Origin of the sequence: Clostridium sp. AF28-12, assembly GCF_003435225.1 — a bacterium.
Lineage (GTDB): Bacteria > Bacillota > Clostridia > Lachnospirales > Lachnospiraceae > Pilosibacter > Pilosibacter fragilis.
This window is the reverse complement of sequence record NZ_QWGJ01000003.1, coordinates 83697-105632: the sequence shown is the minus strand read 5'-3', so window position 1 is coordinate 105632 and position 21936 is coordinate 83697. Positions and strand designations below refer to the sequence as shown.

Here is a 21936-nt window from a genome sequence, read left to right as displayed (position 1 = left end):
CATATACCTGTATATGGCCTGATGCTGTTTCGTATCAGTGGTACTTATTCATAAGGATCGAAACTGAGGAGGTATTTTTATGTCATTGAAAAAAGAATACTTTGGGGAAATGCCGGATGGAAGAGAGGTAAGTCTCTACACCATCACAAATAAAAATGGTCTCGAGGCATCCATCACAGATCTCGGCGCCGTCTGGGTCCGCATGGTCGTTCCGGATAAAAATGGGGGTATGGACGATGTGATGCTGGGATTTGACGACGCGGCTGGTTATTTAAACAATGGTCCGCATTTCGGATCTGTTGTGGGCCGGATCGCAAACCGCACCGCGAAGGGAAAGTTCTCCCTGAATGGAAAAGAGTATACCCTGGCGGTGAACAATGGCCCGAACAACCTGCACAGTGGTCTGGATTACTATGACGCGCGTCTCTGGAACGCGAAGGAAGAGGCGGAAAACGCTGTCACCTTCACACTTCTGAGCCCGGACGGAGATCAGGGATATCCGGGAAATGCCATCGTATCCGTCACATATACGCTGACCGACGAGGATATGCTGACGCTGACATACCGTGTCCTTTCCGATGCGGACACACCGGTGAACCTGACAAACCATGGATATTTCAACCTCCTCGGCAATAACGGAGGTTCCATCCTTGACCACAAAGCTCGAATTCTTGCAGATTTTTACACCCCGTCCGATGAGACATCGATCCCAACTGGAGAGATCCGCCCGGTAAAGGGAACTCCGATGGATTTCACGGATTTCCATGTGATCGGGGATCGGATCGATGAGAATTTCGACCAGCTTGTCATGGGACGTGGATACGACCATAACTGGTGTCTCTCCCATGTCCGCGGCGACTTCGGACTTGCCGCGCAGATCTTCTCCGAGGAGAGCGGCAGAGCAATGGATGTCTATACAGACCAGCCGGGCGTGCAGTTCTATACTGCTAACTGGCTTGAGCAGGAGAAAGGAAAGAAAGGTGCGTTCTACCATGCAAGGACCGCATTCTGCTTTGAAACCCAGAACTTCCCGGATGCTGTCAACAAACCGCACTTCCCATCACCGATCGTAAAGGCAGGGAAAGAGTGGACGTCTGCGACAGGATATCGTTTTTATATTTATGAAAAATAATGACAACGATTCAGTACCTTCATGGTTACAAGTAAAAATCCATTCCAGATCGGCTGCGCCGATGAGATTTTTGCTTTGCATAAAACTACTAAGGAATTATTGATATGAATAATTTAAGTGAACGCAGCATCAAGATCCTGGCATCCATGGGACTGATCCTTACGACGATGATCTGGGGATTTGCCTTCGTGGTTATGAAAAATTCTGTGGATGTGATCCCGCCGACATACCTTCTGGCGGTCCGCTTTTCCATGTCCGCGGTACTGCTCGCCCTGTTGTTCCATAAAAATATGATGAAAGCAGACCGGGAGACGGTCCTCTGCGGCGTGATCTTAGGCGCTTTTCTCTGCCTGTCCTATCAGTTCCAAACCTACGGTCTGAAGCACACGACAGCAAGCAAGAATGCTTTTATCACAACGCTGTATGTCATCATCGTGCCGTTCCTCTACCGGATCGTCAGTAAAAAGAGACCTACAGGCCGGAATATCGCCGCCGCGTTTCTCGCGGTCATCGGTCTTGCGCTTTTGTCATTGCAGGGAGATCTCTCGATCAATTACGGAGATTTTCTGACGCTGGTCTGCGGTCTGATGTTTGCGGTTCACATGGTATTTATCGACAAGTTTACAGAATGCCACGACCCGATCGCCCTGACGGTGATCCAGATCCTTGCAGCAGCTATTTTCAACTGGATCTGCGCACCGTTTCTTGACGGATCCTTTGATTTCACGGTCCTGATGGATAAGTCTCTGATCGGGGGACTGCTATACCTGGCAGTCTTCTCCACCACAGTGGCTTATCTCTTACAGAACAGCGGACAGAAATATCTGAGCGCATCTACATCGGCGATCCTTCTTTCCATGGAGTCGGTGTTCGGAACTCTGTTTTCCGTGATCTTTTTAAAGGATGTACTGACAGGAAAGATGTTGGCCGGATGTGCGCTGATGTTCGCGGCAGTTCTTTTATCGGAGCTCCCGCAGAAGAAAAAATAGCAGCTGTGAAGTCAATATAAACAGGAAAGAGGTTTCATGGGAAAAGCACTATTTATCGCCGAGAAGCCCAGCGTCGCACAGGAATTTGCAAAGGCGCTAAAGGTTTCCGGGAGAAAAGGAGACGGATATATTGAGTCTGACCAGGCTATCGTGACCTGGTGTGTGGGTCATCTGGTGACCATGAGTTACCCGGATGCCTACGATCCGGCCCTGAAACGCTGGAGCATGGAAACCCTGCCGTTTCTCCCGAAGACATTCAAATACCAGGTGATCGACGATGTAAAAAAACAATTTAAGATCGTGAGCGGGCTCTTAAACCGGTCGGACGTGGACACGATCTATGTCTGCACTGACTCCGGGCGTGAAGGAGAGTACATCTACCGCCTGGTGGAGCAGATGGCCGGGGTAAAGGGAAAGAACCGCCGCCGTGTCTGGATCGACTCCCAGACCGAGGATGAGATACTCCGGGGCGTCCGGGAGGCGAAGGACCTTGCGGAGTACGACAACCTTGCAGCCTCCGCATATCTTAGAGCAAAAGAAGATTACCTGATGGGTATCAATTTTTCCAGGGTGCTCACCTTAAGATACGGCCCATCGGTGGCGTCCTACCTGAGGGAAAAGCGGGCGGTACTGTCCGTCGGCCGTGTGATGACCTGTGTCCTCGGCATGGTGGTCCGCAGGGAGCGGGAGATCCGGGAATTCGTGAAGACCCCGTTCTACCGCGTCATCGGTTCCTTCGATGTCCCGGATCATGAGACCGCGGTCATCGAGGCGGAATGGAGAGCGGTGGAAGGCTCCAGATACTTCGGCACACCGGCGCTTTATAAGGAAAACGGATTTAAAGAGCATAGGACAGCGGAGGAGCTGATCCGCTTTTTAAGCGCCGACCCGATGGAAGGAACGCTCATCGCCCTGGATAAGAAAAAAGAGACGAAAAATCCGCCGCTTTTATATAACCTTGCGGAGATCCAGAACGACTGTTCGAAGATGTTCAAGATCAGCCCGGATGAGACCTTAAAGATCATCCAGGAGCTCTATGAGAAAAAGCTGGTGACTTACCCTCGAACGGACGCCAGAGTTCTCTCCACTGCGGTGGCGAAGGAGATCTATAGGAATATCGGCGGACTCCGGAATTTCGGGCCTCTCGCGGACTTTGCCGCGAAGGCGCTGGACAGCGGAACCTGGAAGCTGATCGCTCGGACAAAGTATGTGAACGATAAGCAGATCACCGACCACTACGCCATCATACCGACGGGGCAGGGATTTGGAGCACTGAGAAGTCTCAACCCGCTGGCTGCAAAGGTGTATGAGCTGATCGGACGGCGTTTTTTAAGCATTTTTTATCCACCTGCAGTCTACCAGAAGTTTTCCCTGCGGATTGAAAAGCAGGGAGAACAGTTCTTTGCGGCATATAAGGTCCTTGCGGAGGCGGGATACCTGGAGGTTGCGAACGTCCCGTCCAAGAAAAAAATGGAAAATTCTGGAAACAGCCGGGGTGAAAATTCCGGCGCAGGACAGGAAAACCAGGCGGAAGAACTGGATCCAGGTCATGATGAGAAGGCAAAGAATCTTCTTGCCATGCTGTCCGGCCTGAAAAAAGGACAGAAATTAAAGCTTTTAAAATTTGATATCAAGGAAGGCGAGACATCTCCGCCGAAGCGCTACACCTCCGGTTCCATGATCCTTGCCATGGAGAACGCGGGCCAGCTCATCGATGATGAGGACCTGCGGGCCCAGATCAAGGGAAGCGGCATCGGAACGAGCGCCACCCGGGCGGAGATCTTAAAAAAGCTGTTCAACATCAAGTATCTGGCACTGGCGAAGAAGACCCAGGTCATCACGCCGACACTTCTCGGGGAGATTGTCTTCGATGTCTGCCAGGCGTCCATGCGGCAGCTCCTGAATCCGGAACTCACGGCAAGCTGGGAAAAAGGCCTCACTTACGTGGCGGAGGGAACCATCACGCCGGATGAGTACATGGAAAAGCTGGAGCGTTTTGTGACGCTCAGGACAAACGGTGTCAAGCAGACGAACAACGCCTATATGCTGCGGCCGTATTTTGACGCTGCGGCTCAGTTCTATAAAAAATAGCAACAGATCTGTTTTAATGCTGCAGCCGTTTGCAAAAAGCTTATCGAAAATGCTTTCGGCGGTCCAGCCGTAAATAAATGCTGTCTGGCAAGATGGCAGATTGGAGAATCATTATGAAAAAAGAAGAGACTAAGATCGTCGATCTTTATGACCTTTTCCACACCCAGGCTGCGGATTTCCTCCGCCAGTTTACCTACCCGTGGGAGGCACTTGCCCATATTAAAGAGTTTATCCTCGAACTCGGAAAGACACTCCCGGAGGATGAGTACGAGAGGCGCGGGGAGACCGTATGGGTCCATAAGACCGCAAGGGTGATGCCGAGTGCATTTCTCGGCGAGAATATCATTATCGGAAAGGACACAGAGGTCCGCCACTGCGCGTTCCTCCGGGGAAATGCTTTAGTCGGAGAGGGAGCCGTCGTTGGAAACTCCACGGAGTTAAAAAATGTGATCCTGTTCGATAAGGTCCAGGTTCCGCACTACAACTATGTGGGAGATTCCATCTTAGGCTACCGCGCCCACATGGGAGCCGGTTCCATCACCTCAAACGTGAAGTCCGACAAACTTCTCGTGAAGGTCCATGCGGAGGACGGCGATATCGAGACCGGGATCAAGAAATTTGGTGCGATGCTCGGTGACTGCGTGGAAATCGGTTGCGGTTCTGTTCTGAATCCAGGAACTGTTATTGGAAGGAACTGCAATATCTACCCGTTATCCAGCGTCCGCGGGTGCGTGGATGGGAATTCCATCTATAAGAAACAGGGAGAGATCGCTAAGAAGGTGCTGGAATAATTGATAACTGAAAAAAAGATGCTGCAAATGAAGGATCCATGCAATTATTAAACTAAAAGAACCACGATATTTATCTAGAAACTCATATGTTGAGTTTTTAACAAATATCGTGGTTTTATTTTTAGTATGGGAACCTATAATCCTAAATTATTTCGTTCCAAAAATACGGTCACCGGCATCTCCAAGACCCGGGCAGATGTATGCGTTCTCGTTTAATTCACGGTCGAGATGGCCGACATAGATCTGCACATCCGGATGTGCCTCATGAAGCTTCTTTACTCCTTCCGGAGCAGCGATGATGCACATAAATTTGATGTGTTTTCCGCCGTGCTGCTTGATAAAGTCGATCGCAGCGACTGCTGAACCGCCGGTTGCGAGCATCGGATCTGTGACAACGATCGTTCTCTGCTCGATCGGATTCGGGAGTTTGCAGAAATATTCGTGCGGCTCATGGGTCTCCTCGTCGCGGTAGAGACCGATATGACCGATCTTTGCGGACGGAACGAGGGAAAGGACACCGTTTACCATTCCAAGACCTGCGCGCAAGATCGGAACGATCGCAAGTTTCTTACCGGCAAGCATCGGAGTCATACAGGTCTCGATCGGAGTCTCGACCTCAACGTCCTCCAGAGGGAGATCGCGGAGTGCCTCATATCCCATCAGAGTTGCGATCTCCTCAACAAGAGTACGGAACTCATTTGTTCCTGTGGTCTTCTTTCTTAACATGGAGATCTTGTGCTGAACCAGCGGGTGGTCAATATACGTTACATTTTCCATTAATAGATACCAGCCTTTCTGTGATCTGCCAAAGCCTATAGACCGATTGGCAGATCATGTTTTTTCCTTCCCTTTATCATACCAAAACGCAGGATAGAAATCAACCGGATCGTTTCTCAGATCATCTATTGTTATTTTGTTTCCGGTGAATATTTTACAAGGGCATAATCACCCGCCGCATGGCTCACCGGAACGATCAGGTAGATATCTCCGTCTTTTTCGTAGGAAAACGCCTGTGGGAATGTCCCGTCCTTTACGGAAGTAAAATCACATTCTGCAAACACCGTCTGCCAGAGTTCTTTTCCACTGGACTTGATGGAATCCTTTACTTCAGCTGCTGTGTCCGCCGGTTCTACCACCACAACGTTATCGGAAGAAAGATATTCCGCGATGGAATCCGCATCTGCATACGCAGTCAGACCGATTGGTGATCCTGTATTTAAGTTCACAGAGACGGCATAGCGCACATTTGACGGATGGGCTGTTTCTGCAACGTTTACCATTCCGTGGAATGTAAATACCGCCTTGTTTTTATCGAGGGATACCAGATCACAGTTGATGGAAACCTCATCCTTTTCGGTGTCCAGTTCCCAGGCAGTGATGATCGAGGTCGCCTCTTTCTTTAAAAGCTCATTGACGGCCTGGGTCATGGATGCATCACGGAGATTGGAGAGGATCGGGTATTCGATGGAGACCTTTCCGGTCTTTTCGGTCGCGATCTTCGATTTCACGCTTAACGCGTCGGAGGCGTTGGAATCCTTTTGCGTCTCGACCTCAGAAGATCCGGCTTTTGAAGCATCCGTTTTTGAGGAGTCACTTTTTGAATTGTCTGCTGCCGGATCAGCCTTTGTTTCATTGGAAGTAGTTTCCGCCATGGTCTCCGCAGCGGACGTATGAATTCCAGAGATGTCCACAGCCTCGTGTTTTTTGCATGCGGTGATGGATAATGCGGCAAGCATTGTCAAAGCGGCAAATTTATAAAGATTTTTTCTCATAAGAAGATCAGCTCCTTTTATCGTATTTTAATGCGGCACCGGAATAGGCGAATGGAAGAAAGCCTGTCCGGTACCAGGTTTATCTTTCTAAGACAGTTATATTATATCATGAAGACCTGCCTCTTGTACATGAACGCCACATTACGATTTTTTTAAATAAATGAAAGCATTTCATAAGAAAACGCCGGGATCGTTGATAAGTAATTTTAAATACTCAATCTGCAGGAAGTATGTTATCATAAAATTAAAACCCGTCGCCGGTACAAATTCCGGTGATCTTATACGAAAACAGGAGGAGTACTTCCATGAAGTTATTATCACTTTCAGAGGAGTTAAAAAACAATTCTTATCCGGGAAGAGGAATCGTGATCGGAAAATCAGCCGATGGAAAGACAGCCGTGACCGCATATTTTATTATGGGAAGAAGCAGCAACAGCCGCAACCGTGTCTTTGTAGAGGATGGTGAAGGAATCCGTACTCAGGCGTTTGATCCGTCAAAATTAGAGGACCCGAGCCTTATCATCTACGCCCCGGTGCGCGTTCTCGGAAATAAGACCATCGTGACAAATGGCGACCAGACAGATACGATCTACGACGGAATGGACCGCCAGCAGACCTTCGAGCAGTCCCTGCGCTGCCGCGAGTTTGAGCCGGACGGCCCGAACTATACTCCGCGTATCTCCGGAATCATGCACATTGAGAACGGGAACTACAATTTTGCGATGTCCATCTTAAAGAGCAGTGATGGAAACCCGGAGAGCTGCAGCCGCTTTACATACGCATATGAGAAGCCATTAAGCGGTGAGGGACGTTTCATCCACACTTACATGAACGATGGAAATCCGCTTCCGAGCTTTGAGGGTGAGCCGAAACGCATTGCCATTGAGGGCGATATCGACAGCTTCACAAAGAATGTATGGGAGAGCCTGAATGAGGACAACAAGGTATCCCTCTTTGTCAGATTCATTGATATCGAGACCGGAAAGTATGAGACAAGAATCGTAAATAAAAATCACTAGTCGTATCAAAAGGAGAAAAACAAATCATGAATGAAATGGAATTAAAATACGGCTGCAACCCGAACCAGAAGCCGTCCCGTGTGTACATGGAAGACGGAAGTGATCTCCCGATCACCGTATTAAACGGAAAACCTGGCTACATCAACCTTCTCGATGCCTTAAACGGCTGGCAGCTTGTAAAGGAATTAAAAGAGGCGACCGGACTTCCGGCAGCAACCTCCTTCAAACATGTTTCTCCGGCCGGTGCCGCTGTGGGACTTCCGATGGATGAAGTTTTAAGAAAGATCTACTGGGTGGATGACCTCGGCGATCTCTCCCCGCTTGCATCCGCTTACGCGAGAGCGAGAGGTGCGGACCGCATGTCCTCCTTCGGTGATTTTATCTCCCTCTCCGATGTCTGCGACGTTGACACCGCAAAACTCATCAAGCGTGAGGTTTCCGACGGTGTGATTGCTCCTGGCTATGAGCCGGAAGCTCTTGAGATCTTAAAACAGAAAAAGAACGGCAAATACAATGTGATCCAGATCGATCCGTCCTACGTTCCGGCACCGATCGAGCACAAACAGGTATTTGGCGTGACCTTCGAGCAGGGAAGAAACAACTTAAAGATCGATAAGGATCTCTTATCAAACGTTGTGACAGAGAACAAGGAGATCCCGGATTCCGCAAAGATCGACCTTATGATCTCCCTGATCACCTTAAAGTACACCCAGTCCAACTCCGTATGCTACGTGAAGGGTGGACAGGCCATCGGTATCGGCGCAGGACAGCAGTCCCGTGTCCACTGTACACGTCTTGCGGGTCAGAAGGCAGACAACTGGTTTCTCCGTCAGGCTCCGCAGGTATTAAACCTTCCGTTTATCGACAAGATCAAACGTGCGGACCGCGACAACGCCATTGACGTTTATATCGGGGACGAGTATATGGATGTTCTCGCAGACGGTGAGTGGCAGAAAGTATTCACCGAAAAACCGCCGGTATTCACAAAAGAGGAAAAACGCGCATGGCTCGACAAGATGCAGGATGTGGCCCTCGGCTCTGACGCCTTCTTCCCGTTCGGCGACAATATCGAACGTGCCCACAAGAGCGGCGTAAAGTATATCGCACAGCCGGGTGGATCTGTCCGTGACGACAATGTGATCGATGTGTGCAATAAATACGGAATGGCGATGGCATTCACCGGTATTCGTCTGTTCCACCACTAAAATCTCCTTGCAATTTTCATGTTCTTATGATAGAATTATATGCGGCTGTTGAAATACACAGCCGCGAAGATATGCCGGCGTGGCGGAATGGCAGACGCATCAGACTCAAAATCTGACGGGGGTAACTTCGTGCCGGTTCAAGTCCGGCCGCCGGCAGAAACGAAAAGACATGACTTTCTCACGATGGTCGTGTCTTTTTTGCATAAAAGGAAATTCTGATAAGAGGAGGCGTGTTCCATGACCTGTGTGGAAGCAGAAAAAATGGTGGTCCCGTATATGAAGGATGAACTGTCCCCGACTGAACTGGAAGACTTTCTTGACCATATCCATACCTGTGAGAACTGCCGGGAGGAGCTGGAGATCCACTATATGGTGGATGTGGGTTTAAAAAAGCTGGATGAAGCGGATGGAACATACGATATCGTGGGAGATCTGAAACGAAAGGTCGCAGAATCCTACCGTTCGCTGCGCCATATTTCCATGTTTCAGATCACAACCTATGCAGTCTCAACGCTGACTGGAATGGCTCTGATCGTCATGATCCTTTTGCAGCTTCGGATCTGGAATACGTTTGGATTTCTATAAAGAGATGTCTGACGGATCATCACAGATCCTTTTAAATATTATCGAAAACAGGAGTGAACATGGAAAAACTTGTACTGATCGACGGTCATAGCATCTTAAACCGCGCGTTCTACGGAGTGCCGAACCTGACAAACTCGGAAGGTCTCCACACGAACGCGGTCTATGGTTTTTTAAATATCTTATTCAAGGTTCTCGATGAGGAGAAAGCGGACTACCTGGCGGTGGCCTTTGACTTAAAAGCGCCGACCTTCCGACATAAGATGTTCGACGCCTACAAGGGAACAAGAAAACCGATGCCGGAGGAGCTTCACGAGCAGGTACCGCTTATGAAGGAAGTTCTGACGGCCATGGGTGTTCCGATCCTCACAAAAGAGGGATATGAGGCGGACGATATCCTTGGAACCATCGCGAAACGTGAGCAGAAAGACGGATATGAGGTGACGATCCTCTCCGGAGACCGGGATCTTTTACAGCTTTCCGATACCCATATCCGGATCTGTCTTCCGAAGACAAGCCGTGGAACCACAGAAGTACACAACTATTACCCGGAGGACGTGATCCGGGAGTACCAGGTAACACCGGAGCAGTTTATCGAGGTGAAGGCCCTGATGGGCGACCAGTCTGACAATATCCCGGGGGTTCCGTCCATCGGTGAGAAGACGGCGACAAGCCTCATTGTGCAGTATCAAAATCTGGAAAACATCTATGCCCATCTCGACGAGGTGAAACCGCCCCGCGCGAAAAAGGCGCTGGAGGAGCACAGAGATCTTGCGGAGCTTTCCCTGAAGCTTGCAAGGATCTGTGTCGATGCCCCCATTGAGTTTTCCATGGCGGACGCGAAGCTGGAGAATCTCTACACGCCGGAAGCTTACGAATGCATGAAGCGTCTGGAGTTCAAGTCCATCGCAGCGAGATTCGGCGAGGGGATCAGGAATGAGGGCGGACCGGAGAAGCAGTTTGTCCTCGTGGAAGATTTCTCAGAGGCGGACGCGCTCTTTGAAAAGGCAAAGAAAGAAGATCACATCGGTATGGAGCTTCTCGCGGAGAACGGATCCGTGACAGCTCTCGCTTTAAGCTTTGAGGAGACCGGAAGCTATATTTTCCTGGTCGGAGGTTTTATGACGGAGAGCTATATCGCCGGAAAGTACGAAGAGCTCTGCCGCACAGGCCATGCCTGGGTGCTGGATCTCAAGCATTCTTTGCCGTTTGCGAAGCTTTCCTACGGGGATACCGTTTACGATGCGGGTGTCGCGGCGTACCTTTTAAATCCGTTAAAGGACACCTATGGGTACGATGACATTGCGAGGGATGTTCTCGGCATGACGGTCCCGTCAAAGACAGACCTGATCAAAAAGATGTCCTATAAGGACGCCTGCGCGAAAGAACAGGATAATTTTACGCGCATGGCGGGACTTATGGCATACACCGCTTTTGCCGCCGGGAAACCGCTCTCAGAGCGTCTGGCAGCAGAAGGAATGGAGGACCTGTACCGGAATATCGAGCTTCCGCTGATCTATACGTTATTCCACATGGAAGATGAGGGAATTGCGGTCCGCCGGGAAGAACTCACCGCCTACGGCGGGAAATTGAAGAAACAGATCGCCGTTCTCGAGAAGGAGATCTGGGAGATGACAGGACAGGAGTTCAATATCAACTCCCCGAAACAGTTAGGCGAGATCCTGTTTGAGAAGATGCAGATCAAGGGCGGAAAAAAGACAAAGACCGGTTATTCAACAGCGGCAGATGTCCTCGAAAAGCTCGCCCCGGATTACCCGGTGATCCGAAAGATCTTAGATTACAGACAGTATACAAAATTAAATTCCACCTACGCGGACGGCCTGGGAACATATATCAAAGACGATGGCCGGATCCACAGCCGCTTTAACCAGACGATCACGGCGACTGGACGGATCTCCAGTACGGAGCCGAACCTCCAGAATATCCCGATCCGCATGGAACTTGGAAGGGAAATTCGGAAGGTCTTTGTGCCGCGGGACGGATTCCTGTTCCTGGATGCCGACTACTCCCAGATCGAGCTGCGCGTTCTCGCCCACATGTCCGGCGATGAGCGCCTGATCGAGGCTTATAAGACTGCCCAGGATATCCACGCCATCACGGCATCCCAGGTATTCCATATCCCGTTAAACGAGGTGACACCACTGCAGCGCCGCAACGCGAAGGCGGTCAACTTCGGGATCGTGTACGGGATCAGTGCCTTTGGGCTCAGCGAGGACCTGAGCATCTCCAGAAAAGAGGCCATGGAGTATATCGAGCGGTATTTTGAGACTTACCCACAGGTCAAGACATTTCTTGACAGCCTTGTGGCTCACGCAAAGGAACAGGGGTACGTCACCACCATGTTCGGACGCCGCCGCCCGGTACCGGAATTAAAGTCCTCGAACTTTATGCAGCGATCCTTCGGTGAGCGCGTGGCGATGAACTCCCCGATCCAAGGAACCGCCGCCGATATCATCAAGATTGCCATGATCCGGGTGGACGAGAGACTGAGAAGAGAGAATCTTCGCTCCAGACTGATCCTGCAGGTACACGATGAGCTTCTCATCGAGACAGCAGAGGACGAGAAGGAGACAGTTATGAAGATCCTGTCCGAGGAGATGCATCATGCGGCATCCTTAAAGGTGGAGTTAGAGATCGACATGCATGACGGAAAGAACTGGTTTGAGGCGAAATAAATGGAACAGAAGAAGAAAATTATTGGAATTACAGGCGGTGTCGGCGCTGGAAAGAGCAGTGTGCTGGCGGTATTGAAAGAGGATTTTGGAGCGAAGATCATTCTGGCGGATCTTGTGGCCCACGATCTCATGGAGCCGGGAAGCGAGGGACTGAAAAAAGTCACGGAAGCCCTCGGAACCTCATTTCTCGACCCGGACGGGTCCGTGGACCGGAAGGCACTGGCGGATGTGATCTTCCGCAATAAGGATGCGTTAAGGACCATGAACTCCATCATCCATCCGCTTGTGTGGAAGACCATGAAAGAGGCAGCAGAAGCGGCTGAGGAGCAGCTTGTGATCATCGAGGCGGCAGTCTTTGACACCGCGCCGAAGGATCTCTTTGATGAGCTGTGGTATGTCTACACCACAAAGGAGAACCGGATCATCCGCCTTATGGCAAACCGGGGCTACAGCCGTGAAAAGTGCGAGGATATCATCGAAAGACAGGCATCGGAGGAAGAGTACCGCGCGCTCTGCGACCGGGTCATCGACAACAATGGGGACGAGTCCGATATCAAACGACAGCTGAAGGAGATTCTGGAATGAGATTTGTTAGTATCGCCAGCGGCAGCAGTGGAAACTGCATCTACACAGGAACGGAGGAGAGCCACATCCTGATCGATGCCGGTATCAGCGCGAAGCGGATCGAGCAGGGGCTCAACGAGGTTGGATTAAAGACAAGCGAGCTGGACGGGATCTGCATCACTCATGAGCATTCTGACCATGTGAAGGGACTCGGCGTCCTCGCGAGAAAATATGAAGTCCCGATCTACGCTACGGAAGGGACGTTAAATGAGATCAAAAATATCAAGGGCCTTGGAGAGTATCCGGAAGAGCTTCTTCACCCGATCCTTCCGGACACGGAGTTCGCCCTGGGGGATCTGACAGTCAAGCCATTTCACATCGACCACGATGCCGCAGACCCGGTGGCATACCGGATCCAGTCGGGAAACAAGTCCGTGGCGGTGGCGACGGACCTCGGCCATTTTAATCAGTATACCGTCGACCATCTGCTGGATCTGGACGCCGTGCTTCTGGAGTCCAACCATGATCTCAGGATGCTGGAGACGGGACCGTATCCGTACTACTTAAAGCGCCGCATTATGGGGGATTTCGGACATCTTTCCAACGAAAATGCAGGACGTCTCTTGAACTGCATTTTGAGCGGCAGATTGAAACATATATTACTCGGCCATCTGAGCAAGGAGAACAATATTCCGGAGCTGGCCTATGAGACTGTACGTCTGGAGATCGACATGGGAGATTGTCCGTACCATGCAGACGATTTCCATCTGGCCGTGGCGAAGCGGGATGAAATGTCGGAGATCATCAGCCTGTAGTCAGAGAGAATGTCCCGGCATATTCGGGCGTCCCGCGTATTGTACGGAATTTTCAGTTCGGAAAATTCCTATCTGTGTACAGTAACTCACTTACATCTTTACGCTGGTGCATCTCAAAAAAAGCTTGCATCTTATGGGATGTAATGATATATTTTAAGAAAATTTTTATGCTTTAACACTGTATAATGCTACCTTTCCCGAGATTCCCGCCTTTCAATAGAACATATCTGCCGGGCCGGATCAAATTAAGATACGTGGAAGGCACAACACAAGGAGGAAAATTTTCATGGATAAAGTTATTATCACTGTAGTAGGAAAAGACACCGTAGGCATTATCGCAAAGGTATGTACATATCTTGCGGACCATAAAATTAACATCCTTGATATTTCCCAGACCATTGTTCAGGAATATTTCAACATGATGATGATCGTGGACGGAAGCGGCGCAAGCGTTTCATTCGATGAAATGGCTTCCGGTCTCGATGAGATCGGTGCTGGAATCGGCGTCAACATCAAGTGCCAGCGTGAAGAAATCTTTACAAAGATGCACCGTATTTGATTAGGGAGAGGGAAAAGATTATGATTACACGTCTGGAAGTAAATGAGACTAACAATATGATCGAGCACGAGAACCTGGATGTCCGTACCATCACCCTTGGCATCAGCCTTTTGGACTGCTGCGACTCCGATCTCGATAAATTAAATGAAAAGATCTACAACAAGATCACGACTCTCGCTAAGGATCTGGTTCCGACAGGAAAACAGATCGAGCGCGATTTCGGAATCCCGATCGTAAATAAGAGAATTTCCGTGACACCGATCGCCCTGGTGGGCGGTGCCGCATGTAAGAGCCCGGAAGACTTTGTGACTATCGCAAAGACCCTGGATCGCGCGGCAAAGACGGTGGGCGTCAATTTTATCGGCGGATATTCCGCTCTTGTATCCAAGGGCATGACGACAGCCGATGAAAATCTGATGCGTTCCATCCCGCAGGCGTTAAAAGAGACAGATTTCGTCTGCAGCTCCATCAACGTCGGCTCCACAAAAACAGGTTTAAATATGGATGCTGTCCGTTTAATGGGCGAGATGGTCGTAAGAACCGCGGAGTACACAAAGGACAACGACTGCTTAGGCTGCGCGAAGCTTGTTATTTTCTGCAATGCACCGGATGACAACCCGTTCATGGCAGGTGCATTCCACGGTGTCACAGAGGCTGACGCGATCATCAATGTAGGTGTTTCCGGACCTGGTGTTGTAAAAACAGCGCTGCAGTCTGTCCGCGGCGCTGATTTCGAGACGTTATGTGAGACTATTAAGAAGACGGCATTCAAAATCACCCGTGTAGGCCAGCTTGTTGCGAAAGAGGCATCCGCACGCCTCGGTATCCCGTTCGGTATTATCGACCTGTCTTTAGCGCCGACTCCGGCTGTGGGCGATTCCGTTGCTGAGATCCTGGAGGAGATCGGTTTAGAGCGAGCAGGCGCACCGGGGACAACGGCTGCCCTCGCTATGTTAAATGACCAGGTAAAGAAGGGCGGCGTTATGGCATCTTCCTACGTCGGCGGACTTTCCGGTGCATTTATTCCGGTCAGCGAGGACCAGGGAATGATCGATGCGGTCAACGAGGGCGCTCTTACCATCGAGAAACTGGAGGCAATGACCTGCGTATGCTCCGTGGGTCTTGACATGATCGCGGTTCCGGGAGACACAAGTGCCGCAACCATCGCCGGAATCATCGCGGATGAGGCGGCGATCGGCATGGTAAACCAGAAGACAACAGCAGTCCGCCTGATCCCGGTAATCGGAAAAGGTGTGGGCGAGACGGTAGAGTTCGGCGGTCTTTTAGGACATGCGCCGATCATGCCAGTGAACGCATTCAGCTGTGAAAAATTTGTAAGCAGAACCGGACGGATTCCGGCTCCGATCCACAGCTTTAAGAACTAAACAGGAGAAACTATGAGAATCTATCTGATCCGTCACGGCAGGCAGAACAGCCCGCTTTGCAATGTAAATGTGCCGCTTTCCGATGCTGGAAGGCGGCAGGCTGAGCTTCTTGGGGAGAGGCTAAAAAAAGAATCCATCGACGCTGTCTGGTCCAGTGACCTGATCCGCGCATGCGAGACAGCCGATATTATCAATGAAAAGCTCCATGCACCGAGATTGATACGTGAAGGTTTGCGGGAAATCTCATTCGGTGATCTGGAGGGACTTTCCGACGATGTGATTATGGAGCGCTACGCAGACTTTTTTGCCGCCAGAGCTTCCATGAAGGAGGATCTTCCGTATCCGGGTGGTGAGAACGCTGCAGATGTGATCCGCCGGGCCGTTCCGGTCATGGATGAGATCGCAAAGTCTGGTGCAGAGACCGTGGCTGTCGTCACCCACGGCGGCGTGATCCGGAGTCTTGTGACTCATTATCTCCATATGGGCGGCGCGTATGTTCCACTTCTTGCGAGACATCTGGAGAACTGCGGGATCACGGAATTCTATTACCGGGAGTCCGACGGGGAGATGCTGTTAAACCGTTTTAACGATTTCGCCCATCTGATGGATGAGCCGGAGCTTTTGCGCGGCGGCTGGGGAGAGAAGAAGTGATGGAAAAGAGAGAGCTTCACAGTGTACTCACTGATTTTTTTAATGAGCGTCTGATCCAGGCCACGGCCAGCGGGCAGGCGGAGAAGAACGATTTTCTGAAAGCCAAGATCCGTCCGGTGCTGACGAAAGGGGTCCTGCATTTTCAGGCAGAGGAGTTTATCGGAAAGCAGGCATTCCACAAGAATCTCACCGCGGAGGAAGCGGTGGATTATCTGGAAGGTCTTATGGAGACAAGCTTCCGGCAGCTTCAGCTGGAGGCACAGGATAAGAGTGGGACGGTTCTTGTGAGCAAGAAGGGGAAGATTACCGTGAAGGTGAAGAAGAAGGCTGCTATGGCAAACGTGGCAGCTTCCGCTTCCGGCCAGGATAGCGGGTCCACCGGCGGTTCGGATGCGGCTCTTCAGGCTGCATGGGCGAACGGACTTTCCCATAACCGAAAGAAACGGTATATCCTGGAAGAGGGAATTCCGGTTCCGTTCCTTGTGGAACTTGGTGTCCAGACGAAGGAAGGGACGATTGTCCACGCAAAATATGACAAATTCCGCCAGATCAACCGGTTTCTGGAGTTTATTGAGGATGTGCTTCCAAAGCTTGATAAGAATCAGGAGACCAGGATCATTGATTTTGGCTGTGGAAAGTCTTATCTGACCTTTGCGATGTACTATTATCTCAAGGTCTTAAAGGGCTATCCGGTGCGGATCACTGGTCTGGACCTGAAGACAGACGTGATCGAACACTGTTCCCGTCTTGCGAAGAAGTTTGGATATGACTCACTGGAGTTCCTTCATGGGGATATTGCTTCCTACGAGGGAACAGATGAGGTCGATATGGTCGTGACGCTCCATGCGTGTGATACTGCGACGGATTACGCGCTGGAAAAGGCGGTCCGCTGGAATGCGAAGGTGATCCTGTCAGTTCCCTGCTGTCAGCATGAGGTGAATAAGCAGATGGAGAGCGAGTTGTTTGCGCCGGTGTTCCATTATGGAATTATCAAGGAGCGGATGGCAGCGCTTTATACAGATGCCCTTCGTGCGGAAGTGCTGGAGGCTATGGGATACCGGGTGCAGATCCTGGAGTTTATCGATATGGAGCACACGCCTAAGAATCTTTTGATCAGGGCAGTGAAGCAGGGGAAACGGAAGGAGAACCGGGAGGCGATCGAGGCGATCCTGAAGGAGATTCATACGGAACCTACGTTGTATCGTTTGTTGATGGAAGAGAAGTAAATGGAGCAGCCGCAATGGATTTCATGAGTGAGGTGTAAGGGTATGAGAAAATATATGGTATTATGTTTGACTGCCGCACTGCTCATTTCTGGCTGCCTGAACCAAACGAATGAAAGTGCAGACACCTCAACAGAGACAGAGGAATACGTGCTTAGCACACCGGATACATACAAAAATTTAGAGAGCTTTATCTATGCATATCAGACTTCAGACTCGCCTAATATACGATCAGAACTTCCAACCGAGCGGATTTACTGGATCAATGATAACAATCCATGGAAGACATCCTTGAAGGACATTCAGGTCCGGGAGGGATATTTTTCCTGCCACTATGACAATGGATTTGTCCTATTTACACACAGACTTTCTGATGGAAAGAGTGGTTTGGAGACAATGATCAGAAACAATCCAGACGCAGGTTCAAAAGAAGTACAGGATGGTTTTGAATATTATTATTCGGAAGAAGAGGAGCAGAGAGACTATTTATGGCTCCAGGATCAGACGAATATGCTGGAATTAACGATTCCTAAGAATGTAGAATTAAATTTAAATGAATTGATTTCATTTTTGGAATATCAAACCATCAAATAGAATTTATATGCCGCCCGGATCCATGAAAAGGAACGAGCGGCTTTTAGTATTTTAGTATAAATTAAATTTTTACTTAGATAGTTTACATAATATAATTATGTCAATCAAAAGTAAAAAATTTTGTACTTTATAGTTAGGGGTTAATAAATGGCTTAGATACAAGGATTATAGCATAAAGTACAAAAATTTCAACCTGTCAAGCGTATGGTTATCGAGGACTTTATCCTGAAGCATCGCATATTGAGTTATTTTCCCGTTCATGTATCGTTTTCCAAAGCGGTGTATAGTCAACCATGATCCGTCCTCCTACGGACAATCATAGCGAATGTTTTCACAAATCCATATTGTGTATACAAAAACAGAGGGGAACACATTTACAAAGAAAATTGCCAGACAGTCTATGTTGTCCGTTATCATTTCAATGAAGATGCAAAGGAAACAATGCAGGAGAAGATTAAACGGATGCCGGTTACAGAAGCAAGCCGAATGGCAGTGTACTAAAATTTGGTGGATGTAATTGAAGAAAAAATATGATATCATGTGAGTAACAAGTCGGAATTTGGAGGTAAAAAGCATGATGAAGCTCGATAATTTTATTAATATGATGACGGGACACTTTAATAACAAAGAGCAGTTTGATAATATGCAGAGAGAAGGGAAAACATATCCTTATGCAGAACACATTAATACAATCTGTAATGAGAAAATTTTGAATCTTCCTAAAGATTTTAATGGTAAATTTGTTGTTGAAGAAAGCTACTATGAGACAAATGGTAAACGCCATGCTTCCCCACATCTTTTCCTTATTACAGAGAAAGAAGATGGAATTGTGTTGTATTCTTATGAAATACCAGAAGGAGAAGATAAAAGTACATTTTCATATGATTCTATGAAAAATGCTGACTACACTGAATTGAAAAAATCTGAAAAATTCACTCCGGCGCTCTATCATGAAAAAGATGGAATCTGGGAAGGAGGCAGTACAAGCCAGTTTTCACCGGTAATGACATTTAAGCTTTGGGAAAAGTTTTCTGATAGTTGTCTGGAGGTATCTGAAAGCATAGAAGTTAATGGAAAGAAAACTTTTGGATATGATGAACCAATTATCTATAAGCGAGTATAACTCAGAAATGGAATACAATATCGATATATGTTTCTAATAGAGAAAGAAACGCAGGTTTGTCATTTTCAAATTTTTCTGGCAATCTGAAAAAATATCTGCCAAAGAAAGCTGTTTATATGGTATCATAGGTATCAGAATAACTCCTTTCCAGGTTTGTTTTGTGCTCAGAGTAATCATTGGACGAAAGATGAAGAAGAGGTGAGCTATATGTTTATGCTGTTTGAGTTTATGTTTCCGATTATCTTCGTAATTGTTTTTGGCATGATCATCTTCCAGTTTGTGACAGGAATCGGAACATGGCATAAAAACAATCAGTCACCGCGTTTGTCAGTGAGTGCAGCCATCGTCGCAAAGCGTGAAAATATCACACATCATAGCCATGCAAATGCGGGTGACCTGTCTGGAACGCATGGCTACCATTCGACTTCAAGTACCAGCTACTATGTCACGTTTCAGGTAGAGAGCGGTGACCGGATGGAATTGCCGGTTTCTGGCAGAGAATATGGAATGCTGGCGGAAGGCGACATTGGGAAACTTACGTTTCAAGGAACGAGATATCTGTCATTTGAGCGCGTGTGATTCTGGAGGTGATAGTGTGAAAGAAATATGTCAATCTTCGCGCAGCCTTACAACGTTCCGCGCCGACCGTCTGCGTTCTTCTTCCTGAGCCGCATAATGTTTTCTTGTCGTATTGACATCATTATGGCCTAAGACGGAGGCAACGAGGTAGATATCGCCTGTTTCACGATAAAGGCTGGTACCGTAGGTGCTGCGGAGCTTATGCGGGGTGATCTTTTTCAGCGGTGTGACAAGTTTCGCGTATTTTTTTACGAGATTTTCCACGCTGCGCACATTGATCCGCTTTCGCTGCATGGAGAGGAAGAGGGCATCCTCATTTCCTGGAACGGCATCGATCATTTCCCGCTCATCAAGGTAGTTTTCCAGCACATCACGGACTTCATCGCTGAAGTAGATCACGGATTCCTTTCCGCCTTTCCGGTAAACTCTGGCACCGCAGGTATCGAGGTCGATGTCGTTGATATTTAATCCGACGCATTCAGAGACACGGATGCCGGTTCCGAGAAGGAGTGACATCATGGCAAGGTCTCGAACTTTTGTTCGTTCATGGTAAAGCTTCTGTTTTTCGGTCAGTTTGTCACCTTCCTCAACCTCATCGAGGAGCTTTGCCACCTCATCGATCTCCAGACGGATAATTTCCTTTTCGTGGAGCTTCGGCATGCGCACGAGGGCGGCTGGGTTCTTCTCGATCCGTTCATTTCGGAAGAAGTAGCTGTAGAAGCTGCGGAGAGAAGAAACCTTCCGCATGAGTCCACGTTCTGTATTTATAACATCTTCATTCGTATCACTCGGATGACATTTCAGATAATCAATATATTCCTCCAGATCTGTCACCGTCAGCTTTTCAAGATCAGACGGTGTGAGAGTATGGGACGGATTGCCGAAGGTGCCGGGATTGGCGGTCTTTAAGAACTGAAAAAATATTTTCAGATCATATGCGTAGGCAATCCTTGTTCTTGTGGACGTGCTTGTCTCAATTCCGCGGAAAAAATCGGAACAGAAAGAAGGGAGTTCCTTCTGCAGTTCCCGAAGTTTCTTGATATTTTCAATATCTTTCTGTTCATGGTAGGAGAGTGTGGCCATCAGAATTCCTCCTTTTTATTCTTGCTTTCACGGTCATTTTCATGGCAATTATGTGATTCGGAAAGTTGTTCTTCCGCACCGGTCTGATCTCTCTGCATTTTCACAGATGTCTCTGATCGACAGGTTTTATCAGCCACCTCCTCAGATGTTCCAGCCATTCCGATATTCCCAGAATTCCACCCTTCAATATTTCCGGAAATTACCGCATGAAACAGCCGTTCCTTAATTCCCGGATTTTCTTTATTTAACTGACTGGTTAAATTCTTAACATACTCGCGTTTCGTATGTCCATCCGCAGGGCATGGATTTTTGCACACCGGAAGATTATATTTATTCTTAAATCCGATCACATCCGCCTCAGAGACATACATGAGAGGGCGGATCACCGTAAGTTCTGTGCGGTCCAAAAATGTCTTTGGTGGAAACGTATAAAAACGTCCTTCGAACATCAAAGACAACAGCATCGTCTCAATAATATCATCCTTATGATGCGCGTAAGCGATCTTATTGCATCCGGCGGCCTTTGCCTCAAGGTTTAAGGCTCCTTTGCGCATTTTCGCACACAGCGCGCAGGGATTTGACTCTTTACGGGTCTCAAAAACGATTTTCCCGATCTCGGTGGGGATTATTGTGAGAGGAACCTGAAAGCCGTCGCAAAAAGCCTTTATGCCGCTGAAATCCTGAATTCCGAATCCGAGATCGACTGTGAATGCATGAAGCGTAAAATGTTTCGGGTAAAAGCGCTGCAGTTCATGGAGCGCATAGAGAAGAGCCAGACTGTCCTTACCGCCGGAAACACCGACAGCAATATGGTCCTGATCATCGATGAGAGTATAATCATCAACAGCCTGACGAACCAGGCTTAAAAGTCTTTGTAATTTCATTAGAAAACCTCATTTCATGGAAAACATGGTAAATCACCGGAATTTCGCCATAACTATTCGATAAACTGTTCTTTCACGAATAGTTGGAAATCTATCCATATCATACCCTATTCCATCCCCAATGTCAATATTCCGGCTTTCAAAACAAAAAATGCCATAATATATTGTCGATGTAGGTAAACATGTCACAAAGATGTAG

21 protein-coding genes, 1 tRNA gene and 1 pseudogene are annotated in these 21936 nt (G+C 48.6%); 19 read left to right on the top strand and 4 right to left on the bottom strand.

What is annotated here, in order from left to right; genetic code table 11:
• Positions 1 to 79 precede the first annotated feature (79 nt).
• The 4 genes from DWY93_RS04080 (at position 80) to DWY93_RS04065 (ending at position 5003) form a co-directional block, all read left to right on the top strand.
• The gene (locus DWY93_RS04080; protein WP_117470245.1) at positions 80 to 1132 is read left to right on the top strand and encodes an aldose epimerase family protein; all 1053 of its coding nucleotides are present in this window, start codon (positions 80 to 82) and stop codon (positions 1130 to 1132) included.
• 104 nt (positions 1133 to 1236) lie between these two features.
• Positions 1237 to 2121: an EamA family transporter gene (locus tag DWY93_RS04075; RefSeq protein WP_117470246.1), complete on the top strand. Its 885-nt coding sequence runs from the start codon at positions 1237 to 1239 to the stop codon at positions 2119 to 2121.
• A gap of 36 nt (positions 2122 to 2157) precedes the next feature.
• Entirely contained in the window at positions 2158 to 4212 is a 2055-nt protein-coding gene (locus tag DWY93_RS04070; protein ID WP_117470247.1) for a DNA topoisomerase, read from the top strand.
• A gap of 113 nt (positions 4213 to 4325) precedes the next feature.
• Positions 4326 to 5003 (top strand): UDP-N-acetylglucosamine pyrophosphorylase, encoded by a 678-nt coding sequence (locus DWY93_RS04065; protein WP_117470248.1) that lies wholly within the window; start codon positions 4326 to 4328, stop codon positions 5001 to 5003.
• Between the two features lie 147 nt (positions 5004 to 5150).
• Here DWY93_RS04065 and upp read toward each other — a convergent pair whose 3' ends face one another.
• On the bottom strand, positions 5151 to 5780 hold the full coding sequence (gene upp / locus DWY93_RS04060; protein WP_117470249.1) for a uracil phosphoribosyltransferase: 630 nt from the start codon (positions 5778 to 5780) through the stop codon (positions 5151 to 5153).
• A 131-nt stretch (positions 5781 to 5911) separates the two neighbouring features.
• Entirely contained in the window at positions 5912 to 6775 is an 864-nt protein-coding gene (locus tag DWY93_RS04055) for a hypothetical protein (protein WP_117470250.1), read from the bottom strand.
• 305 nt (positions 6776 to 7080) lie between these two features.
• Here DWY93_RS04055 and DWY93_RS04050 point away from each other — a divergent pair, with 305 nt between their 5' ends.
• The 15 genes from DWY93_RS04050 (at position 7081) to DWY93_RS03980 (ending at position 19770) form a co-directional block, all read left to right on the top strand.
• Positions 7081 to 7794 carry an IMP cyclohydrolase gene (locus DWY93_RS04050; protein ID WP_021904996.1) on the top strand — a complete coding sequence of 238 codons (714 nt, stop codon included), beginning with the start codon at positions 7081 to 7083 and terminating at the stop codon, positions 7792 to 7794.
• Between the two features lie 26 nt (positions 7795 to 7820).
• On the top strand, positions 7821 to 8999 hold the full coding sequence (locus DWY93_RS04045; RefSeq protein WP_117470251.1) for a phosphoribosylaminoimidazolecarboxamide formyltransferase: 1179 nt from the start codon (positions 7821 to 7823) through the stop codon (positions 8997 to 8999).
• A 73-nt stretch (positions 9000 to 9072) separates the two neighbouring features.
• Positions 9073 to 9155, top strand: a tRNA-Leu gene (locus DWY93_RS04040).
• Between the two features lie 81 nt (positions 9156 to 9236).
• On the top strand, positions 9237 to 9584 hold the full coding sequence (locus DWY93_RS04035; RefSeq protein ID WP_015554559.1) for a zf-HC2 domain-containing protein: 348 nt from the start codon (positions 9237 to 9239) through the stop codon (positions 9582 to 9584).
• Positions 9585 to 9643: 59 nt separating this feature from the next.
• Entirely contained in the window at positions 9644 to 12277 is a 2634-nt protein-coding gene (polA, locus tag DWY93_RS04030) for a DNA polymerase I (protein ID WP_117470252.1), read from the top strand.
• Positions 12278 to 12862, top strand: a complete 585-nt coding sequence (gene coaE / locus DWY93_RS04025) for a dephospho-CoA kinase (protein ID WP_117470253.1) — start codon at positions 12278 to 12280, stop codon at positions 12860 to 12862.
• Positions 12859 to 13656 (top strand): MBL fold metallo-hydrolase, encoded by a 798-nt coding sequence (locus tag DWY93_RS04020; protein ID WP_117470254.1) that lies wholly within the window; start codon positions 12859 to 12861, stop codon positions 13654 to 13656. The genes coaE and DWY93_RS04020 overlap by 4 nt, the downstream gene beginning before the upstream one ends.
• A gap of 286 nt (positions 13657 to 13942) precedes the next feature.
• Entirely contained in the window at positions 13943 to 14215 is a 273-nt protein-coding gene (locus tag DWY93_RS04015; RefSeq protein WP_015554555.1) for an ACT domain-containing protein, read from the top strand.
• Positions 14216 to 14235: 20 nt separating this feature from the next.
• Positions 14236 to 15600: a PFL family protein gene (locus DWY93_RS04010; protein ID WP_117470255.1), complete on the top strand. Its 1365-nt coding sequence runs from the start codon at positions 14236 to 14238 to the stop codon at positions 15598 to 15600.
• Between the two features lie 12 nt (positions 15601 to 15612).
• Positions 15613 to 16251, top strand: a complete 639-nt coding sequence (locus DWY93_RS04005) for a histidine phosphatase family protein (protein ID WP_117470256.1) — start codon at positions 15613 to 15615, stop codon at positions 16249 to 16251.
• Entirely contained in the window at positions 16251 to 17477 is a 1227-nt protein-coding gene (locus tag DWY93_RS04000; protein WP_117470257.1) for an SAM-dependent methyltransferase, read from the top strand. Before DWY93_RS04005 ends, DWY93_RS04000 begins: the two co-directional genes overlap by 1 nt.
• 42 nt (positions 17478 to 17519) lie before the next feature.
• The gene (locus tag DWY93_RS03995) at positions 17520 to 18068 is read left to right on the top strand and encodes a hypothetical protein (protein ID WP_015554552.1); all 549 of its coding nucleotides are present in this window, start codon (positions 17520 to 17522) and stop codon (positions 18066 to 18068) included.
• Between the two features lie 315 nt (positions 18069 to 18383).
• A complete protein-coding gene (locus DWY93_RS03990) occupies positions 18384 to 18569 on the top strand; it encodes a transposon-encoded TnpW family protein (protein ID WP_347465648.1) in 186 nt (61 codons plus the stop codon).
• Positions 18570 to 18642: 73 nt separating this feature from the next.
• The gene (locus DWY93_RS03985) at positions 18643 to 19191 is read left to right on the top strand and encodes a hypothetical protein (RefSeq protein WP_117470258.1); all 549 of its coding nucleotides are present in this window, start codon (positions 18643 to 18645) and stop codon (positions 19189 to 19191) included.
• 207 nt (positions 19192 to 19398) lie between these two features.
• On the top strand, positions 19399 to 19770 hold the full coding sequence (locus DWY93_RS03980; RefSeq protein WP_117470259.1) for a DUF2500 domain-containing protein: 372 nt from the start codon (positions 19399 to 19401) through the stop codon (positions 19768 to 19770).
• Positions 19771 to 19800: 30 nt separating this feature from the next.
• Here DWY93_RS03980 and DWY93_RS03975 read toward each other — a convergent pair whose 3' ends face one another.
• Positions 19801 to 20853, bottom strand: coding sequence for a tyrosine-type recombinase/integrase (locus tag DWY93_RS03975; RefSeq protein ID WP_117470260.1), 1053 nt, complete (start codon positions 20851 to 20853; stop codon positions 19801 to 19803).
• 176 nt (positions 20854 to 21029) lie between these two features.
• Positions 21030 to 21737, bottom strand: a pseudogene (locus DWY93_RS03970) (ATP-binding protein); the annotation flags it as partial.
• Positions 21738 to 21936 lie beyond the last annotated feature (199 nt).

Bases quoted from the DNA above. Each gene is read 5' to 3' on its own strand.
- DWY93_RS04080 (WP_117470245.1), top strand. From the start codon at position 80: ATGTCATTGAAAAAAGAATACTTTGGGGAAATGCCGGATGGAAGAGAG.
- DWY93_RS04075 (WP_117470246.1), top strand. From the start codon at position 1,237: ATGAATAATTTAAGTGAACGCAGCATCAAGATCCTGGCATCCATGGGA.
- DWY93_RS04070 (WP_117470247.1), top strand. From the start codon at position 2,158: ATGGGAAAAGCACTATTTATCGCCGAGAAGCCCAGCGTCGCACAGGAA.
- DWY93_RS04065 (WP_117470248.1), top strand. From the start codon at position 4,326: ATGAAAAAAGAAGAGACTAAGATCGTCGATCTTTATGACCTTTTCCAC.
- upp (WP_117470249.1), bottom strand. From the start codon at position 5,780: ATGGAAAATGTAACGTATATTGACCACCCGCTGGTTCAGCACAAGATC.
- DWY93_RS04055 (WP_117470250.1), bottom strand. From the start codon at position 6,775: ATGAGAAAAAATCTTTATAAATTTGCCGCTTTGACAATGCTTGCCGCA.
- DWY93_RS04050 (WP_021904996.1), top strand. From the start codon at position 7,081: ATGAAGTTATTATCACTTTCAGAGGAGTTAAAAAACAATTCTTATCCG.
- DWY93_RS04045 (WP_117470251.1), top strand. From the start codon at position 7,821: ATGAATGAAATGGAATTAAAATACGGCTGCAACCCGAACCAGAAGCCG.
- DWY93_RS04035 (WP_015554559.1), top strand. From the start codon at position 9,237: ATGACCTGTGTGGAAGCAGAAAAAATGGTGGTCCCGTATATGAAGGAT.
- polA (WP_117470252.1), top strand. From the start codon at position 9,644: ATGGAAAAACTTGTACTGATCGACGGTCATAGCATCTTAAACCGCGCG.
- coaE (WP_117470253.1), top strand. From the start codon at position 12,278: ATGGAACAGAAGAAGAAAATTATTGGAATTACAGGCGGTGTCGGCGCT.
- DWY93_RS04020 (WP_117470254.1), top strand. From the start codon at position 12,859: ATGAGATTTGTTAGTATCGCCAGCGGCAGCAGTGGAAACTGCATCTAC.
- DWY93_RS04015 (WP_015554555.1), top strand. From the start codon at position 13,943: ATGGATAAAGTTATTATCACTGTAGTAGGAAAAGACACCGTAGGCATT.
- DWY93_RS04010 (WP_117470255.1), top strand. From the start codon at position 14,236: ATGATTACACGTCTGGAAGTAAATGAGACTAACAATATGATCGAGCAC.
- DWY93_RS04005 (WP_117470256.1), top strand. From the start codon at position 15,613: ATGAGAATCTATCTGATCCGTCACGGCAGGCAGAACAGCCCGCTTTGC.
- DWY93_RS04000 (WP_117470257.1), top strand. From the start codon at position 16,251: ATGGAAAAGAGAGAGCTTCACAGTGTACTCACTGATTTTTTTAATGAG.
- DWY93_RS03995 (WP_015554552.1), top strand. From the start codon at position 17,520: ATGAGAAAATATATGGTATTATGTTTGACTGCCGCACTGCTCATTTCT.
- DWY93_RS03985 (WP_117470258.1), top strand. From the start codon at position 18,643: ATGATGAAGCTCGATAATTTTATTAATATGATGACGGGACACTTTAAT.
- DWY93_RS03980 (WP_117470259.1), top strand. From the start codon at position 19,399: ATGTTTATGCTGTTTGAGTTTATGTTTCCGATTATCTTCGTAATTGTT.
- DWY93_RS03975 (WP_117470260.1), bottom strand. From the start codon at position 20,853: ATGGCCACACTCTCCTACCATGAACAGAAAGATATTGAAAATATCAAG.